This is a genomic window from Aestuariivirga litoralis (assembly GCF_003234965.1).
Taxonomy (GTDB): domain Bacteria; phylum Pseudomonadota; class Alphaproteobacteria; order Rhizobiales; family Aestuariivirgaceae; genus Aestuariivirga; species Aestuariivirga litoralis.
This window is the reverse complement of record NZ_QKVK01000006.1, coordinates 270,182-286,948: the sequence shown is the minus strand read 5'-3', so window position 1 is coordinate 286,948 and position 16,767 is coordinate 270,182. Positions and strand designations below refer to the sequence as shown.

Below are 16,767 nucleotides of genomic sequence, written 5' to 3'. Positions count from 1 at the left end.
AGTGTGGCCGACATCGGTGAACTGGTAACCATCGCCCAGCAATATCAACGGGACGGTGCATGGCGCGAGGCGGCTGCCGCATGGCGTGAATGCATCTGGCGCGGCCCTGACCACGCGGAGCGCCCGCAGTTCTGCGCCGCCTATGGGCGCGCCCTGCTGGAATGCGGCGAAGGCGTCCATGCGCTGGTGGTGTTGCGCAGCGCTGCCAAGCTTTACCCTGACAGTGCCGAATGCCTCGGCGGCCTCGCCCTGGCCTATGTCCGGGCTGCGGCGCATGACCGGGCCGCCCCGCTGTGGGACGATCTGCTGGCGCGCTTTCCCGCCCATCGCGACCGGCGCTGGTGGCTCCCCGCGGCGGCCCACTCACGCGTGGAATTGGGCGATTTGGGATTGGCCGAGGCGGCCTGCCGCGAGGCGATCACCGCTTTTCCCGAAGCGGCGGGCGGCTATGCCATGCTCTCGGTGGTCGCGGAGCGCCGTTTCCGCTGGGAGCAGGCGCTGGAGGGGGTAGATCACGCGCTGCGCCTGTGCACCGCCGCGGAACGTCCGTCACTCATCGCATCGAAGCTTCGTATCCTGGGCGAGATGGGCGATACCGCCGCCTGCGCCGCGATCCTCGCGGAGCAGGGAACGGCGAGCGCCGCCGTGCTGTCGGCGTCGGCCTACCTCGCCATGACGCAGGGGACGGTCGCGGATGCCGACCGGCGCTGGGATGAGTGCCTCGCCGGTTTCCCGGACGAGGTTCAGGCCTGGCTCGGCAAGGCCGGTTTCCAGCGTGCTACCGGCCGGTTGGCCGAGGCCGAGGCGTTGTTGCGTGGGGCCAGCGAACGCTGGCCACACCTGGCATCGGTGCGGCAGGCTCTGGCGGAGACCCTGGCGCAGCGGCGTGACGTCGGGGCTGCGCGCGGGCAGTGGCAGGAGGCGCAGCATCTGGCGCCGCTGTCGATCTTCCGGCTGTGGTCGCAGTGCGCCTTCCTCGGCGCCTGCGGGGCCCGGGCTGAAGCCGAGGCACTGTTGGTGCAAGCGGGTGCCGCTGGAAGCGTGCTGGCGCGCGGCCGCTTCGAATATGCCAAGGCGGCACGCGAACTCGATGCCGCGCTGGGTTTTCTGGCCGACCTGCGCAGCGCGTCGCCGGACAATGCGGTGCTGGCCTATGCAGAGGCCGAAATCCGAAGCTGGCGGCAGGATGAAGGTGATCTCGAGCAGGCGGCCAGCCTGCTGCGTGCGATGTGCGATGCGTCTGCCGCGGCCGTGCGCGCCGGCGAATTGCTGGTCCGCGTTCAGGTGCTCCTCGGCAAGCCGGAGGATGCAGCGAAGGTCGCCGGTTCATTTCCAGCGGGCGACAGGCGAAAGGGTGTTTCCGAGGCGCGACTGTGGGCGGCAGCGCAGCGAGGTGACTGGCCCCGCGCGACCGAAACCTGGCAGCATGTCGCTGGCAGCTTCTTTCTTCCTGCCCTCCATCTTCCCCGTGCGGAGCTGCACAAGCTCGCCGGCAAGATCGCGGCACCGGCACATGGTGGCATCCTGGCCATATCGATGGTGCGCAATGAACTGCCGCGGCTGAGCGGCTTCCTCGCGCATCACCGCAAGCTGGGGGTCGATGGCTTCGTCTTCATCGACAATGGCTCGGACGACGGCAGCACCGAGTTCCTCACCAGCCAGCCCGACGTGACGGTCTATGCAACGGCGGAGAGCTATGCCCAGTCGCACTTCGGCAGCCGCTGGCTCAACCAGGTCATCGACCTCCATGGCACGGGCTGGGTGCTGCATGCCGATGCCGACGAGCGCCTGGTGTTCCCCGGCAGCGAGAAGCGCTCCCTCCAGGATCTCGTCCGCTACATGGCGGACAGAGGCGAACAGATCGCCGCCGGCGTGATGATCGACATGTTCCCCCGTCGGCCCGGGAAGGGGACGGCCTCGCAGCATCAGTGGTTCGATCCGCTGCGGATCCGCCCCTCCGTCACCTGTCCCTTCATCGAGGCGGCGGGCGGCGTGCGGCGCCGGCTGTTCGGCACCACGGTGACGCTCAGCAAGGCGCCGCTCATCAACGCAGCGGCTGGCGTTCGTTATCTCAACAGCCATACCACCACGCCCGCACCGGTTTCGCAGGTCACGACGGCCCTGTTGCACTACCACCTCGACTACCTGTTCGATGCCGCACATGTCGACAGACTGGCGGCGGAGGTGGCGCGGGCCGAGCATTCCGATTTCGCCGTGGACCGGCGCCGCTCGCTTGCCCTCATGCAGGCGCTGGCCGGTGAAGACCTGCTGGGTCCTGCCAGCAAGCGTTACACGGGAAGCAGGCAGCTGGAGAAGATGGGGCTGATCGCCACGACGCAGGACTTCGAGGCGGCCTGCGGCTAGAGCCGCGTGCGCTGCTGGCGGCGTTCCTGCTGGTGCCAGTTCCAGGCGGTGGAGATGATGTGGTCGATGTCGCTGTGCCGCGCCTTCCAGTCGAGGATGGCGTTGACCTTGGCCGTGGCCGCGACGAGCAGTGCGGGGTCGCCGGCGCGGCGCGGCGAGATGCGGTGCGGAACCGGCCGCCCGGTGACGCGCGCCGTCGCCTCGATGATCTCGCGCACGCTGATGCCGTGTCCGGTGCCGAGGTTGAGCGCGCCCGATGCGCCACCATCCATCAGGTGCAGGGCGGCCGCCATGTGGGCGGTGGCGAGGTCGGAGACATGGATGTAGTCGCGGATGCAGGTGCCGTCCGGTGTCGGGTAGTCATCGCCAAAAACATCCAGCCGGTCGATCTCGCCGTCGGCGGCCATCAGCGCGCGCGGAATGAGATGCGGCTCGGGGTCGTGGCGTTCGCCCGTCTCACCCTCCGGGTCGCAGCCGCAGGCATTGAAATAGCGCAGTGCCATGTAGTGCAGGCCATGGGCGGCGGCAAAATCGGCGCACATGAGTTCCATCATCAGCTTCGACTGGCCGTAGGGATTGAGCGGAACCTGCGGCGTCTCTTCGGTGATGGGCATGCGCGCCGGCTGGCCATAGGTGGCGCAGGTCGACGATACGATGAGGTTGCGCGTGCCCGCCTCGGTCATGGCCTTCAGCAGCGACAGCGTGCCGGAGACGTTGTTGTCATAGTAGAGGCCGGGCTTCGCCACCGACTCGCCGACATAGGCGAAGGCAGCGAAATGGATGACCGCATCGGGCTTCAGCCAGCGCAGCGCTTCCCGCATCAGCGTGGTGTCGCGCAGGTCGCCCTCGATCAGCGGTCCCCAGCGCACCAGGTCGCGGTGGCCGCGTGACAGGTTGTCGTAGACGACGACCTCATGGCCGGAACGCGCCAGGAGCTTTGCCGTGTGGCTTCCGATGTAGCCCGCGCCGCCGGTGATCAGGAACTTGCTCAACAGCGTGTCTCCGGCGCCAGGGGCATCAGGCGAACTGCATGCGGTTCAGCGTCAGGGCCGCAGATTTGCCGCCTGGTGCCGCGAAGTCCACGATCAGGCAGAACATGCCGTGAATGCCATGCAGCGGAATCCGTAGCTTGCGCTCCGTTCCCGCAGCACCGGCGACGGAGGCTTCGCCCAATGTTGCACCCGTTGCCTGATCGATGATTGTTGCCTGCACGGAGCAGCTATTGCCCTCCCCGATATGACAATCAAGCAGGAAATGGTCATGCCCGAACAGGGCGACGTCGAAGAAGGTGGCGGTGCCCTCGCCAATGGCAGGGTCCTGCAGGCGAATGCCCAGCCCGTCGGGCGTCCGTTCGAGCACCAGGTTTACCGTCGATGCGCGCAGCGTCTTGATCACGTCGGACGCGGATTCCAGACGCGTCTCGCCCGAGAGAAGAGCGCTCAGATCGATTGCAGGACGATTGCGGACGGTGTGTACGGCTTCCACCAGCAGGTCCTCGGCCCGCACCCCGACCTCCGATGCCGTGGCGATCTGGATAGCCTGGTCGGCGCGGCCAAGTGCGGCTGCGAGATGGGCGAGGCCGTCCATGGAGGTTCCGGACTGCGCAACGTCGCGCAGCGGGTGACCCTCGGGCAGCAGTCCGGTGGCGGCGCTGCGTTCCGGCGCGGCGGAACTGCGGAATCCGAACGAGCTGGCGGAAAGCCAGGCAGCGGCATCCTGGAACAGGTAGGGCTTCATGCCGAGTGCCTCGGCATGGAGAACGGCGGAGCGATACCAGTGACGCTCGCGCCGCGGCCGCCGCGTCGGCGTGGTGCGCACCGTTCCGACTTCGGGAATGAGCCGCACCGGCTGCCTGGCCGTGATCAGGCGGTGGAAGGCAAGTTCGCCGATGTCCTGAGCCGGCGTCAGTTCGCCGGTGGTGGGATCGATGAAGTCGGCCGCTGTCAGCTGCTCGCCCAGCGCGGCGCTGTGCACCGCCCAGGCGGATGAGGTGATGGGCATGCCGAGGCCGCCCGCGGCAGGAAGGTCGCCCGCCGGGATTTCCGCGATCACCGGTTCGTCACTGTCCTTGCGGCGCCGGGCGGCGGCACAGGTCACTGCCACGGCGGTGCCCCTTGCGATCATGTCGCGGGATTGCTGAACGAATGGTTCGGCCAGTTCGTCGCTGACGTCGGTGACGAACAGGCTGCTGCCGATCTTGCGGCCCGACTGCAGGAAACGCGGCAGGGCCGCCGGCGACACATAGCTGAAGGCGCTGCCAAGCTGCGCAGCACTCGCCTCGAGCGCGCCCTCGAGCATGCCGCGCAACGGCTCGCCCCGGGCGGACAGAAGTGCAAAGTTCCCGGCCCCGGCGAACAGCTGCATCTGCCGCAACAGGCGGTCCATCAAGGTTCCGAGCAGCACTGCGCCATCGTCGATGTAGAGGAAGGTCGATTTGCCTGAAACCGCCTTGGCCGGCACGGGGGAGGGCGCATCCTCCAGCAGTTCGGCGCGGGCCTTGGGGTCCGCCAGCAGCTGGTTCCAGGCCTGCCAGCTCGCGAGGTTCTCGGCGGCCTCGAAACGCGGCCAGGCGGTGGTCGCGCCGTCCTTCAGGACCTCGCCCAGCCGTTCGCTCAAGGCCACGGCATTGGGCGGGCACATCACAGTCGGCCAGCAATCGGGGTGAACCAGTTCATCCGCGCCGCTGCCATTGGTGGCCACGAAGGGAATCTGCTGCTGCATGCACTCATAGACGACGCAGGGGCTGTTGTCGGCCAGCGACGGCATGACGGCCACCCGTCCGGGCTTCGAGAGATAGTCCAGCGCCTGCTCCTGGCTGTAGTCCAGCAGCAGGTTCACTTCGCAGGCCCATTTCTCGGCCCGTGCCAGGATGAACACCGGGCTGGGAAACCCCGATACGTCGGCAGGGCGGCCCATGAAGGTCACCTTGCGTCCGCGCAGTGCGTCACCCATGCGGTCCAGCGCCTCGCAGAACAGCCACAGTCCCTTGCGCGTTTCCAGCCGCCCGAAGAACACGATCTCCTCGACCGGCGTGCGGCCGCCCTTCTTGCGCTTGACGCCGATGGGAAAGGGATAGGGCTGGTTATAGGTGTGGCGGGGCAGGTCCCAGCCATAGCTGCGGTATTCGCGTAGCAGATACTGGCTCGGCCCGATCACCACGTCAGCCCACTCCACGCTGCGCCGTTCGACGCCGATCATCTGCAGGTCGGTGGGGCGGCTCAGCCGCTGGTCATTGGTGTTGAACACCCACTCGATCGAGCCATGGGTGATCACGCAGTGCACGCGCTCGGCGAAGGGCGAAAGCCCGGCACGCTTGGCGGCGAGCGTGAAATAGCCGCTGCCGTGGTGCTCGTTGAAATAGACCGCGTCATAGTCATGCGCACCGAGGTGCAGCTTCACCAGCCATGACTTCTTCAGCCACTCGCGATAGTCGCCCTCGTGCGGAATGTGGGTGAGGGTGATGTTGCGCGCCGCGAGCTGCGACACCCAGTGCGCCCAGGTGCGCTCCACGCAATCGGGTTCGCCGCGCTGCACGAGCGTGTAGAGAATGGTGACCTCGTGGCCGTTTGCCGCGAGGCAGTCGATCAGCGCGCTGGTGGCCGTGCCGATGCCGCCGTTCTTCACCGGCCCGAGGATTTCCGAGGTGACGACGCAGACCTTGAGCGGCCGTGCCCCTTTGCCCTTGCCGAGGCCGGGAAGGCCGCTGAACGTTTCGGGTCCGGCCGGCGCCTTCGCCACCTTCATCTGCTTTTCAGCGCGGCCGGAACGCCGGCCTGTGCCACTTGGCATGTGCTCCCTCCGTGGAATCGCGCCGTCTCATCATGCGGGTCGTCAGGAATGCATCGCAGCCTGCAAGGAACGCGGCAGGAAGTGCCACGTCCACCGATTTTCTCTCGCCCGGCTGCAGGACCCACTCCTCGCTGCGCGGTTCCTCTGAAGGCGCCTGCAGTTCGAACGCGAACTTGACCGGTCCCTTCGCCGACGCGGCCAGTTCGATCTCGCTCGCAAAGGTGGTTGGCCCCTCGAAGGACAGGCCGGCGAAGATCAGCGTCGCGTCGCCCTCATGCGATCCATTGGGATGCAGCTCGATCTCCTGGCGCTCGCGCTCGGTGCGCAGCGACCACGGGTGATCGAGGTTCATGCTCGCATGCCGGCCATCGGCCACCAGCGTGGCGAGGTTGAGTGTCTGCGCACTGCGCTGCGCGATGTCCGAGGGCTTCGCGGGGCCCGACCGCAGGAACGGATCCTCGGCCGTCAGCGAGCTCGCGACGAGTGCCAGTGCAAGGTCCGGCCGGCCCGAGGCATGGGCGATCTTCGCATAGGTCGTGAAGGCCCGGGAGACGGGCCAGAAATTCTGCTGCTGCAGGCTGTCTTCCCCGACGCGCGACGTCAGCCTGTCGAGCAGGCCAAGGGCATTCTGCCGCGCGGCGTCGGTGGCGAGCTTCTCCAGCGCCAGGCGGGACAGGAGGGCCACCTCGCTGCCCACGGCCATGCCGCGGTGCCGGTGCAGATGGTTCATCGCGATGCGCGGGAATTCATAGGTCTCGCAGGAGGCGGGCATCGCCGCCTCCGGCAGGAAGCAATCCGGAAGCAGTTCGAAGCCGTGGCCATCGGCCGCCAGTTCGAGCAGCAGCTCGTGGACATAAAGCCCGACATCCTTCAGGCGGCAGAGCTGGGGATCGCGCGGTGACAGCCGGGCCAGCACGCCGGCGCGCTCCGAGCGCAGCACCACGAGGCCCGAATTGCTGTCCTGGGCCAGCGACATGAGGGCGCTGGAATTGCCGGTCCGGTAATCCTCAGGCTGCCACAGCAGGCTGCCCACGCACACATAGGCCTGCTCGGGGCGCAGGACCTCGATCGCCTGGCCCCGCATCACGGTCAGCGCGTCGATGCGGGTGCGCTGCAGCGACTCCTCGGCGCGGTCGAGCACCGCCTCCGGCACCGGCTGGTCCAGCCGGCAGAGTGCGATCATGCCGCCATCCGCCTGCAGCTTCGCGGCTTCCTCGCCATAGGCGGTGAGCGGGCATATGCGGAGATTGGCGGGCAGGGGTGTTGAAGAGCTGCCACCGGCGGGTGCGGCGGCCGCGCTGTCCTCTGCGAAGACCAGCAGCGATGCCTCGGGATGCCGGGCGGCGGCCTCGCTGGCGCTGTCGATCACCTGCTCGGGCGACAATTCACGCGGTGCCAGCAGCAGCAGGTTGCGCTGCAGGCGGCGCGGTGCGGCCTTCCGGCCTGCTGGCTTCGCGGCGGCGGCCGCATCGCGGCGAACCTCGCCCACCAGCTGCGCCACCCATTCCATGGTTTCGCGGGCATTGACCTTCGGGTCGAAGGAGGGCTGGCCGGTGACGATGCCGTCCTTCAGCACGGCGCGCAGCCTGGCCGTCAGGGCATCGGCGGTGGGCTCGAACAGGCAGTGCCTGTGGTCCTTGTCTCTGATCAGTTCCTGGCCGCCGCTGCCGGCGGAGGCGATGAACGGAATGCCCTCGACGAGGCATTCGAGAATGACGCAGGGGCTGTTGTCCTCGCGCGAGGGCATGACCGCGAGCCGGTTGCCCGCCTTGAGATAGGCAAGCGCTTGGTCACGATCGTAATTGTAGAGGAGCGTCGGCGAGAAGGGCCATTCCGCCGAGCGGCGGAGCAGGGTGTAGCCAGTCGATTCGCCATCCTCATGGGTGAACTTGCCGAGGAAGGTGACCTTGCGGTCGCCGAGTTCATATTTCAGCCGGTCCAGCGCTTCGCAGAACAGCCACAGGCCCTTGCGCCGCTCCATGCGGCCGAAGAACACGATTTCGTCGATCGCGGCCTGCCTGCTGGGCGGAACCGCCTTTTCGCCGGTGAAGGGCAGGATGTTGGGCCTGACCAGCGTGTTGGGCGGCAGGCTCCAGCCATAGGACTGGTATTTCCGCAGGATATAGGCGCTGGGCGACACCACGTAGTCGGCGAGCTCGATGCTCCGGCGCTCGATCTCGAGGAGCCGCGCATCCGCCAGCGTGTTGATGGGCGACTGGTTGAGGTCGCAGATCCACTGGGTGGCGCTGTGGGTGACGACGACCAGCCGGGTATTGGCCAGCGACGGGTTTCCGGTCTTGCGGGCGAGTGCTGTGTAGTAGGCCGTGCCGTGCGTGTCGTCGAAGAACACCAGGTCGTATGAGGTCGATTGCAGTGCTTCCAGCACCCGCAGCGACTTGCCCAGCCAGTCATGCCACTGCCCCGCATGGCTGATGCACATGAGGCTGATGCCCAGCGCCCGGAAGGCTGCGACCTGCTCCTCGAAGCTTCCACGGAAGGAGAAGGGCTGCCCGTGCTCCACCCGGGTATAGAGGACATCGACCGTGAAGCCGGCGGCGCGCAGCGCCAGTGCCAGCCCGCGATTGGCCGTCCCGATGCCGCCATTGAAATCCGGACCGGCGATCTCGCCCGTCACGATGCAGATGCGGCCCTTCGAATCCCCGCTCTGCGGCGATTGACCGGCTTTCAAGTCAAGAACAGTTGGCGCGTGAATGGCAGCACCCCGGTGACAGTTGGCGTCAAGTGATACCGCTTCCGGACGGAAGCCAGCCGATAATGAAGAATGTCGCCCAGACTAGGCCTGGGCGACATTCAAAACCAGTGTTCAAATCGATTGCGGTTAACGGACGTTACGGAACGTAATCGCCGCCGCCCGAGGGGCCGCCGCCGCCGCCGCCCGCGCCCGGGTCGGGGGTGCTGAAGTCATTTCCGTTCACGTCCGTGCCATCCTTCGGCACCAGACCGAACTGGTTGTAGACGCAGCCGTTCATCCGGTACTGGGTCGTCGTCGCGGTCGACTGCTGGTCCCAGCAACGCTCCTCAACCCGGTTGGACTCCGCCGCCTGCACGTTGGTGCTGCCGGCTGCAACCATCAGGGTTGCCCCGCTTACAGCGCTCAACAGGGCGGAAACCTGCAGGGCCTTGCGCTTCTTGCTCATCTCGACACCTCTATCCCCGAACCACCCGGTCGCCATTTGGCTGCCTCTCGAGCCGGCTCAGCACGTCTAGTTTCTAGCCACCGGGCTATTGCCCTTGTTCAACTGACCAGTGCACCGGCCAACTAAGCTGGCAACACTGATATATGCGAACTTACCTACTCACATATACAATCAAAAACAAATTGCAAGCAGATTCGTAAATCGAATTTAACTTTCTCTGGTGAAAAGCGAACAAAAAGCTATCGCGGGGGTTGAAACCACCCATATCCAGCTCTCAGCTTTGCAAAAACAGCAGGGAATACACCAATAAGTTCTGAGGTGCTGGGCCCTCTGCTTTTACTCGGCTTAGTTGCTTCTACCTAGGTTGCCACCCCTACGTGAGTGTCACTCCGGTGGCAAGAATTTTGTAACCACAATCCACGCTATGGCGCAGGATGTAGGGGCGCTGGCCGGAAAATGCCAGAGAAAGTTGCAATCGTTATTGAAAATTCTGTCGTCGCCGGCTTCTAGGAGGCGAAACAGGCTGGTTCCGCCACACCTGTCATGAAGATTTGACAACTGTGCCGAAAAACTTGCGGGGCGGAGGTCGGTGCGCTACCAAGCGGCGGATTCTTGTCCGCCGCCCGGGCGGACTGAGAGGCGAGAGCACATGCCCGAACTTTTGAGAGAATACCTGCCCGTCGTCATCTTCCTCGGGGTGGCGCTCGGCTTTTCCCTGATTCTGCTGATCACCCCGATTCTGATCGCCTTCCGCAACCCGGACCCCGAGAAACTCTCGGCATACGAATGCGGCTTCAACGCCTTCGACGATGCCCGCATGAAGTTCGACGTGCGCTTCTACCTGGTGTCGATCCTCTTCATCATCTTCGACCTCGAGGTGGCCTTCCTGTTCCCCTGGGCGATTTCGCTGAAGGAAGTGGGCGTCTTCGGCTTCTGGTCGATGATGATCTTCCTCGGCGTCCTGACCATCGGCTTCATCTATGAGTGGCGAAAGGGAGCTCTCGAATGGGATTGATCGAACAGGCTTCCCCTGAGCAGCGCGAGTTCTTCACCAACATCAACGCCGAACTCGCCGACAAGGGCTTCCTCGTCACCGCGTCGGATGACCTCATCAACTGGGCCCGCACGGGCTCGCTCATGTGGATGACCTTCGGGCTCGCTTGCTGCGCGGTCGAGATGATGCAGGCCTCCATGCCGCGCTGGGACCTCGAGCGCTTCGGCTTCGCGCCGCGCGCCTCGCCCCGCCAGTCGGACGTGATGATCGTCGCCGGCACGCTGACCAACAAGATGGCGCCCGCACTCCGCAAGGTCTATGACCAGATGCCGGAGCCGCGCTACGTCATCTCCATGGGCAGCTGCGCCAATGGCGGTGGCTACTATCACTACTCCTATTCCGTGGTGCGCGGCTGCGACCGCATCGTGCCGGTGGACATCTATGTGCCCGGCTGCCCGCCCACCGCAGAGGCGCTGATCTACGGCATCCTGCAGCTGCAGAAGAAGATCCGCCGCACCGGAACGATCGAGCGTTGATGATGGCTGAGACCTTGCGTGAACTGGGCGAGCACATCGCCCGCAAGCTGGGAAGCGCGGTAACGGGCTTCAAGGTGGAGTATGGCGAGCTGACGGTGCTGGCGGAAGCCGCCCACATCGTCCGCGTGCTCGAATTCGTCCGCGACGATGCGGAGTGCAACTTCGTCTGCTTCATCGACATATGCGGCGTGGACTATCCGGACCGCGAGAAGCGCTTCGACGTGGTCTATCACCTGCTCGCGCCCTACAAGAACCGCCGCATCCGCGTGAAGGTCGAGACGGACGAGGACACCGCGGTGCCCTCCGTCATCTCGGTATTCCCCGCCGCCAACTGGTATGAGCGCGAGACCTTCGATCTCTATGGCGTGCTCTTCTCCAACCACCCGGACCTGCGCCGCATCCTCACCGACTACGGCTTTGCCGGCCATCCGCTGCGCAAGGACTTCCCGCTCACCGGCTATGTCGAGGTGCGCTGGGACGATCTTGCCAAGCGTGTGGTCTATGAGCCGGTGAAGCTCACGCAGGAATTCCGCGCCTTCGATTATTTGAGCCCGTGGGAAGCCACCGAATACGTCCTCCCCGGCGATGAAAAGGCCAAGCCGTGACCGATACCCAGTCCGTCCGCAACTTTTCGATCAATTTCGGGCCGCAGCATCCGGCGGCCCACGGCGTGCTGCGCCTCGTGCTGGAACTCGACGGCGAGGTCTGCACCCGCGTCGACCCGCATATCGGCCTGCTGCACCGTGGCACCGAGAAGCTGATCGAGCACAAGACCTATCTCCAGGCCGTGCCCTATTTCGACCGCCTCGACTATGTGGCGCCGATGAACCAGGAACATGCCTGGTGCCTCGCCATCGAGAAGCTGCTGGGCCTCACCGTGCCGCGGCGCGGCCAGCTGATCCGCGTGCTGTTCTCCGAGATCGGCCGCATCCTCTCGCATCTCCTCAACGTCACCACGCAGGCCATGGACGTGGGCGCGCTCACCCCGCCGCTCTGGGGCTTCGAGGAGCGCGAGAAGCTGATGGTGTTCTATGAGCGCGCCTCGGGCTCGCGCATGCATGCCGCCTATTTCCGCCCCGGTGGCGTCCACGAGGACCTGCCGCCGCAGCTTGTCGAGGACATCGGCACCTTCTGCGAGCACCACAACAAGGTGCTGGACGACATCGAGGGCCTCTTGACCGACAACCGCATTTTCAAGCAGCGCAACGTCGACATCGGCGTCGTCTCGCTGAAGGAGTGCTTCGAGTGGGGCTTCTCGGGCGTCATGGTGCGCGGCTCGGGTGCGGCCTGGGACCTGCGCAGGGCGCAGCCCTATGAATGCTACGACGAGATGGATTTCGACATCCCGATCGGCAAGAACGGCGACTGCTATGACCGCTACCTGATCCGCATGCAGGAAATGCGGGAATCGGTGAAGATCATGAAGCAGTGCGTCAACCTGCTGCTCGGTGCGGAGCGCAATGGCCCCGTCTCGGCCAACGACGGCAAGGTGGTGCCGCCCAAGCGCGAGGAGATGAAGCGCTCGATGGAAGCGCTGATCCATCACTTCAAGCTCCACACCGAAGGCTTCCACACGCCGCCGGGCGAGGTCTATGCCGCCGTCGAGGCCCCCAAGGGCGAGTTCGGCGTCTATCTGGTCTCGGATGGCACCAACAAGGCCTATCGCTGCAAGCTGCGCGCGCCCGGCTTCGCGCATCTCCAGGCGATGGACCATATCTGCCGCGGCCACATGCTGGCGGACGTTTCCGCCGTGCTGGGCTCTCTCGACATCGTTTTTGGTGAGGTGGACCGGTGAGCGTCCGACGTCTTCATCCTATCCAGCCCGACAGCTTCGCCTTCAATGCGGAGAACCTGGCCTGGGCCAAGGCAAAGATCGCACAGTATCCTGCGGGCAAGCAGGCCTCGGCCGTCATTCCGCTGCTCTGGCGCGCCCAGGAGCAGAACGACAACTGGGTGACCAAGCCCATGATCGAGTACATCGCGAACATGCTCGACATGTCCTATATCCGCGTGCTCGAGGTGGCGACCTTCTACACCATGTTCCAGCTGCAGCCGGTGGGCAAGGTTGCCCACATCCAGGTCTGCGGCACCACGCCCTGCATGCTGCGCGGTGCGGAGGACCTCAAGAAGGTCTGCCAGAACCGCATCAGCCACGAGCCGCACCACGTCACCGAGGACGGGAAGTTCTCCTGGGAAGAGGTCGAGTGCCTCGGCGCCTGCGTGAACGCGCCCATGGTGCAGATCTTCAAGGACACCTACGAGGACCTCACCCCCGCCTCGCTCGAGAAGCTGATCGATGATCTCGCCGCCGGCCGCAAGGTGAAGGTGGGTCCGCAGATCGACCGTCACATGGCTGCCCCTGAAGGCGCGCAGACGGCGCTCACCGACCCGTCGCTTTATGAAGGCCAGCGGACTTTCGTTCGCGTCGAGCCGCCCCCGCCGGCCCCGGCGGAAGAGAAGAAGTGAGACAGAGCCATGCTCGCTGACAAGGACCGCATCTTCACCAACATCTACGGCTTCCACGACTGGGGTCTGGAAGGCGCGAAAAAGCGCGGCTGCTGGAGCGGCACCAAGGGCTTCATCGACAATGGCCGCGACTGGATGATCAACGAGATCAAGGCCTCTGGCTTGCGCGGCCGCGGCGGTGCTGGCTTCCCCACCGGCCTCAAGTGGTCCTTCATGCCGAAGGTCATCGGCGAACGCCCGCATTACCTCGTGGTCAATGCCGACGAGTCGGAGCCCGGCACCTGCAAGGACCGCGAGATCCTGCGCCACGAACCGCACCTCCTCGTCGAGGGCTGCCTGCTTGCGGGTGCCGCCATGGGCTGCCACACGGCGGTGATCTATGTGCGCGGCGAATTCATCCGCGAGCGCGAGCACCTGCAGGCCGCCGTCGACCAGGCCTATGAGGCGCGCCTCATCGGCAAGAACAACGTCCATGGCTGGGACTTCGACATCATCGTCCACCATGGCGCCGGCGCCTATATTTGCGGCGAAGAGACGGCCATGCTCGAGTCGATCGAGGGCAAGAAGGGCCAGCCGCGCATGAAGCCGCCGTTCCCTGCGAACGTGGGCCTCTACGGCGCACCGACGACCGTGAACAACGTCGAGTCGATCGCGGTTGCCGGCACCATCATGCGGCGCGGCGCAACCTGGTTCGCCTCACTCGGCCGCCCCAACAACGCAGGCACCAAGCTCTTCTGCATCTCGGGCCACGTCAACAAGCCCTGCGTGGTGGAGGAAGAACTCGGCATTCCCTTCCGCGAACTGATCGACAGGCACGCCGGCGGCGTGCGCGGCGGCTTCGAGAACCTGCTGGCGGTGATCCCCGGCGGGTCCTCCGTGCGCATGGTCCCGGCCGACCTCATCATCGACACGCCGATGGACTTCGACTCGCTGGGCAAGCTGCGCTCCGGCCTCGGCACCGCGGCGGTCATCGTGATGGACAAGTCGACCGACCTCATCCGCGCCATCGCGCGGCTGGCGTACTTCTACAAGCACGAGTCCTGCGGCCAGTGCACGCCCTGCCGCGAAGGCACGGGCTGGATGTGGCGCGTGATGAGCCGCATGGCCGAGGGCCGTGCGGAAAAGCGCGAGATCGACATGCTGCTGGACGTGACGAAGCAGATCGAGGGCCACACCATCTGCGCCCTGGGTGATGCCGCGGCCTGGCCGATCCAGGGCCTCATCGCGCATTTCCGGCCGGTGATCGAGGCGCGCATCGACCAGTATGCCGCGAACCCCGATCCGGATGGTGCCGTCCGCAAGATCGCGGCCGAGTGAGAGAGATCAATGGTGGCGGCCCCGGGCCGATGCCTGAAGGAATGAGAAGGCGAGCAAGCTGATGCCTAAGATCAAGATCGACGGAGTGGAGTTGGAGGTCGAGAACGGCCTCAACCTGCTGCAGGCCTGCGAACAGGCGGGCGCGCAAGTGCCGCGCTTCTGTTATCATGAGCGCCTGTCGATCGCCGGCAACTGCCGCATGTGCCTCGTCGAGGTGAAGGGCGGACCGCCCAAGCCCCAGGCCTCCTGCGCCATGTCGGTCAACGACCTGCGCCCCGGCCCCAATGGCGAGCCGCCGGAGGTCTTCACCAACACCCCGATGGTGAAGAAGGCGCGCGAAGGCGTGATGGAGTTCCTGCTCATCAACCACCCGCTCGACTGCCCGATCTGCGACCAGGGCGGCGAATGCGACCTGCAGGACCAGGCCATGGTCTATGGCGTGGACAAGAACCGCTTCCACGAGAACAAGCGCGCCGTCGAGAACAAGTATCTGGGCCCGCTCGTCAACACCAACATGAACCGCTGCATCCAGTGCACGCGCTGCGTCCGCTTCACCACCGAGGTGGCCGGCATCGAGGAGATGGGCGCCACCGGCCGCGGCGAGGACATGGAGATCACCACCTATCTCAACAAGGCGATCTCCTCCGAGCTCCAGGGCAACATCATCGACCTCTGCCCGGTGGGTGCGCTCACCTCGCTGCCCTACGAGTTCAAGGCAAGGCCCTGGGAGTTGCGCAAGACCGAGACCATCGACGTGATGGATGCGGTCGGCTCCAACATCCGCGTCGACGCGCGCGGCCGCGAGGTGATGCGCATCCTGCCGCGCACCCATGAGGACGTGAACGAAGAGTGGATCTCCGACAAGACGCGCTTCGTGTGGGACGGATTGAAGGCGCAGCGCCTCGACCGGCCTTACGTGCGCGAGTTCGGCAAGCTGCGCGCGGCCTCGTGGCAGGAGGCCTTCCAGCGCATCGCCCAGCGCATGAGTGGCGTGAACCCGGACCGCATCGGCATCATCCTCGGCGATCTCGTTTCGGCCGAAGAGGCCTTCTCGGTGCGCCAGTTCGCCGACCAGTTCGGCATCAGGAACATCGACTGCCGCCAGGACGGAACACCGCTGGGCGAGAAGGGCGGCCGTGCGGGCTATCTCTTCAACACCGGCATTTCCGGCATCGAGGAGGCAGACTCGATCCTCCTCATCGGCACCAACCCGCGCCTCGAGGCGACCGTGCTCAACGCCCGCATCCGCAAGCGCGTGACGCGCGGCGGCTGCCCGGTCGCGGTGATCGGCGAGCAGGCCGACCTCACCTATCCCTACACCTATCTCGGCGCTGGCCCCGAGACGCTGGCGAAGTTCGTGGACTCCGCCGAAGCATCAGGCGGCAAGCCGATGGTGATCGTGGGGCAGGGGGCTCTCGCCCGCGCCGATGGCCCGCAGGTTCTGGCCGCGGCCTACAAGGCAGCCGAGAAGCTGGGCGCCATCAAGGACGGCTGGAACGGCTTCAACGTGCTGCACACCGCGGCGGGCCGCGTCGGTGCGCTCGATGTCTGCGCGCTGCCGGCAGCTGACGGCGGCAAGACCACCCGCCAGATGCTGGAGGCCGCAAAGTCGGGCGACCTCGACATCCTCTTCCTCATCGGCGCCGACGAGATCGACACCCAGGCGCTTGGCTCCACCTTCGTCGTCTATGTCGGCACCCATGGTGATGCCGGCGCCCACCGCGCCGACGTGATCCTTGCCGGTGCGGCCTATGTGGAGAAGCAGGCGACCTATGTAAACACCGAGGGCCGCCCGCAGCTGACCGAGCGCGCCTCCTTCCCGCCGGGCGAGGCCCGCGAGGACTGGGCGATCTTCCGCGCCCTCACCGAGACGCTGGGCAATGCACTGCCCTGGAACAATCTCGATGAGCTGCGCGCCGCCATGTACAAGGTGGCCCCGCAGCTGATGCGCATCGACCAGCGCGAGACGGCCTCCACCCATGAACTCGCCGATCTCGGCAAGGCCGCGGGTGCCATGGCGGCGGAGCCCTTCCGCTCTCCCGTCTCCGACTATTACATGACCAACCCGATTGCCCGCGCGTCCCGCATCATGGCCGAATGTTCGGCCCTGAAGAACGTGCAGAAGCTCGAGGCCGCTGAGTAA

At 65.7% G+C, this 16,767-nt stretch carries 11 protein-coding genes and 1 pseudogene; 8 read left to right on the top strand and 4 right to left on the bottom strand.

The window, feature by feature from the left end; genetic code table 11:
- The first annotated feature begins 3 nt into the window (after window positions 1-3).
- Complete coding sequence (locus DK847_RS14550; protein WP_111199231.1) at window positions 4-2,364, top strand: glycosyltransferase family 2 protein; 2,361 nt, start codon at window positions 4-6, stop codon at window positions 2,362-2,364.
- On the opposite strand, the gene galE is transcribed toward DK847_RS14550, so the two are convergent.
- The 4 genes from galE to DK847_RS14530 form a co-directional block, all read right to left on the bottom strand.
- Window positions 2,361-3,356, bottom strand: coding sequence for a UDP-glucose 4-epimerase GalE (galE, locus tag DK847_RS14545; RefSeq protein ID WP_111199230.1), 996 nt, complete (start codon window positions 3,354-3,356; stop codon window positions 2,361-2,363). The two genes, DK847_RS14550 and galE, sit on opposite strands and share 4 nt — an antisense overlap.
- Before the next feature lie 25 nt (window positions 3,357-3,381).
- On the bottom strand, window positions 3,382-6,153 hold the full coding sequence (locus tag DK847_RS14540) for a glycosyltransferase family 4 protein (RefSeq protein WP_111199229.1): 2,772 nt from the start codon (window positions 6,151-6,153) through the stop codon (window positions 3,382-3,384).
- Window positions 6,116-8,842 carry a glycosyltransferase family 4 protein gene (locus tag DK847_RS14535; protein ID WP_111199228.1) on the bottom strand — a complete coding sequence of 909 codons (2,727 nt, stop codon included), beginning with the start codon at window positions 8,840-8,842 and terminating at the stop codon, window positions 6,116-6,118. Before DK847_RS14535 ends, DK847_RS14540 begins: the two co-directional genes overlap by 38 nt.
- A 160-nt stretch (window positions 8,843-9,002) precedes the next feature.
- A complete protein-coding gene (locus tag DK847_RS14530; protein ID WP_111199227.1) occupies window positions 9,003-9,311 on the bottom strand; it encodes a hypothetical protein in 309 nt (102 codons plus the stop codon).
- 649 nt (window positions 9,312-9,960) lie between these two features.
- Here DK847_RS14530 and DK847_RS14525 point away from each other — a divergent pair.
- The 7 genes and pseudogenes from DK847_RS14525 to nuoG all read left to right on the top strand — a co-directional run bounded on the left by DK847_RS14525 (window position 9,961) and on the right by nuoG (window position 16,767).
- Entirely contained in the window at window positions 9,961-10,326 is a 366-nt protein-coding gene (locus DK847_RS14525) for an NADH-quinone oxidoreductase subunit A (protein WP_111199226.1), read from the top strand.
- A gap of 29 nt (window positions 10,327-10,355) precedes the next feature.
- Window positions 10,356-10,841 (top strand): annotated as a pseudogene (locus tag DK847_RS14520) (NuoB/complex I 20 kDa subunit family protein); the annotation flags it as partial.
- Between the two features lie 2 nt (window positions 10,842-10,843).
- Window positions 10,844-11,446: an NADH-quinone oxidoreductase subunit C gene (locus DK847_RS14515; protein WP_111199285.1), complete on the top strand. Its 603-nt coding sequence runs from the start codon at window positions 10,844-10,846 to the stop codon at window positions 11,444-11,446.
- Window positions 11,443-12,636, top strand: coding sequence for an NADH-quinone oxidoreductase subunit D (locus DK847_RS14510; RefSeq protein ID WP_111199225.1), 1,194 nt, complete (start codon window positions 11,443-11,445; stop codon window positions 12,634-12,636). The genes DK847_RS14515 and DK847_RS14510 overlap by 4 nt, the downstream gene beginning before the upstream one ends.
- Complete coding sequence (gene nuoE, locus DK847_RS14505; RefSeq protein WP_111199224.1) at window positions 12,633-13,307, top strand: NADH-quinone oxidoreductase subunit NuoE; 675 nt, start codon at window positions 12,633-12,635, stop codon at window positions 13,305-13,307. The genes DK847_RS14510 and nuoE overlap by 4 nt, the downstream gene beginning before the upstream one ends.
- 9 nt (window positions 13,308-13,316) lie before the next feature.
- Window positions 13,317-14,624, top strand: a complete 1,308-nt coding sequence (gene nuoF / locus DK847_RS14500; RefSeq protein ID WP_111199223.1) for an NADH-quinone oxidoreductase subunit NuoF — start codon at window positions 13,317-13,319, stop codon at window positions 14,622-14,624.
- 61 nt (window positions 14,625-14,685) lie between these two features.
- A complete protein-coding gene (nuoG, locus tag DK847_RS14495) occupies window positions 14,686-16,767 on the top strand; it encodes an NADH-quinone oxidoreductase subunit NuoG (RefSeq protein ID WP_111199222.1) in 2,082 nt (693 codons plus the stop codon).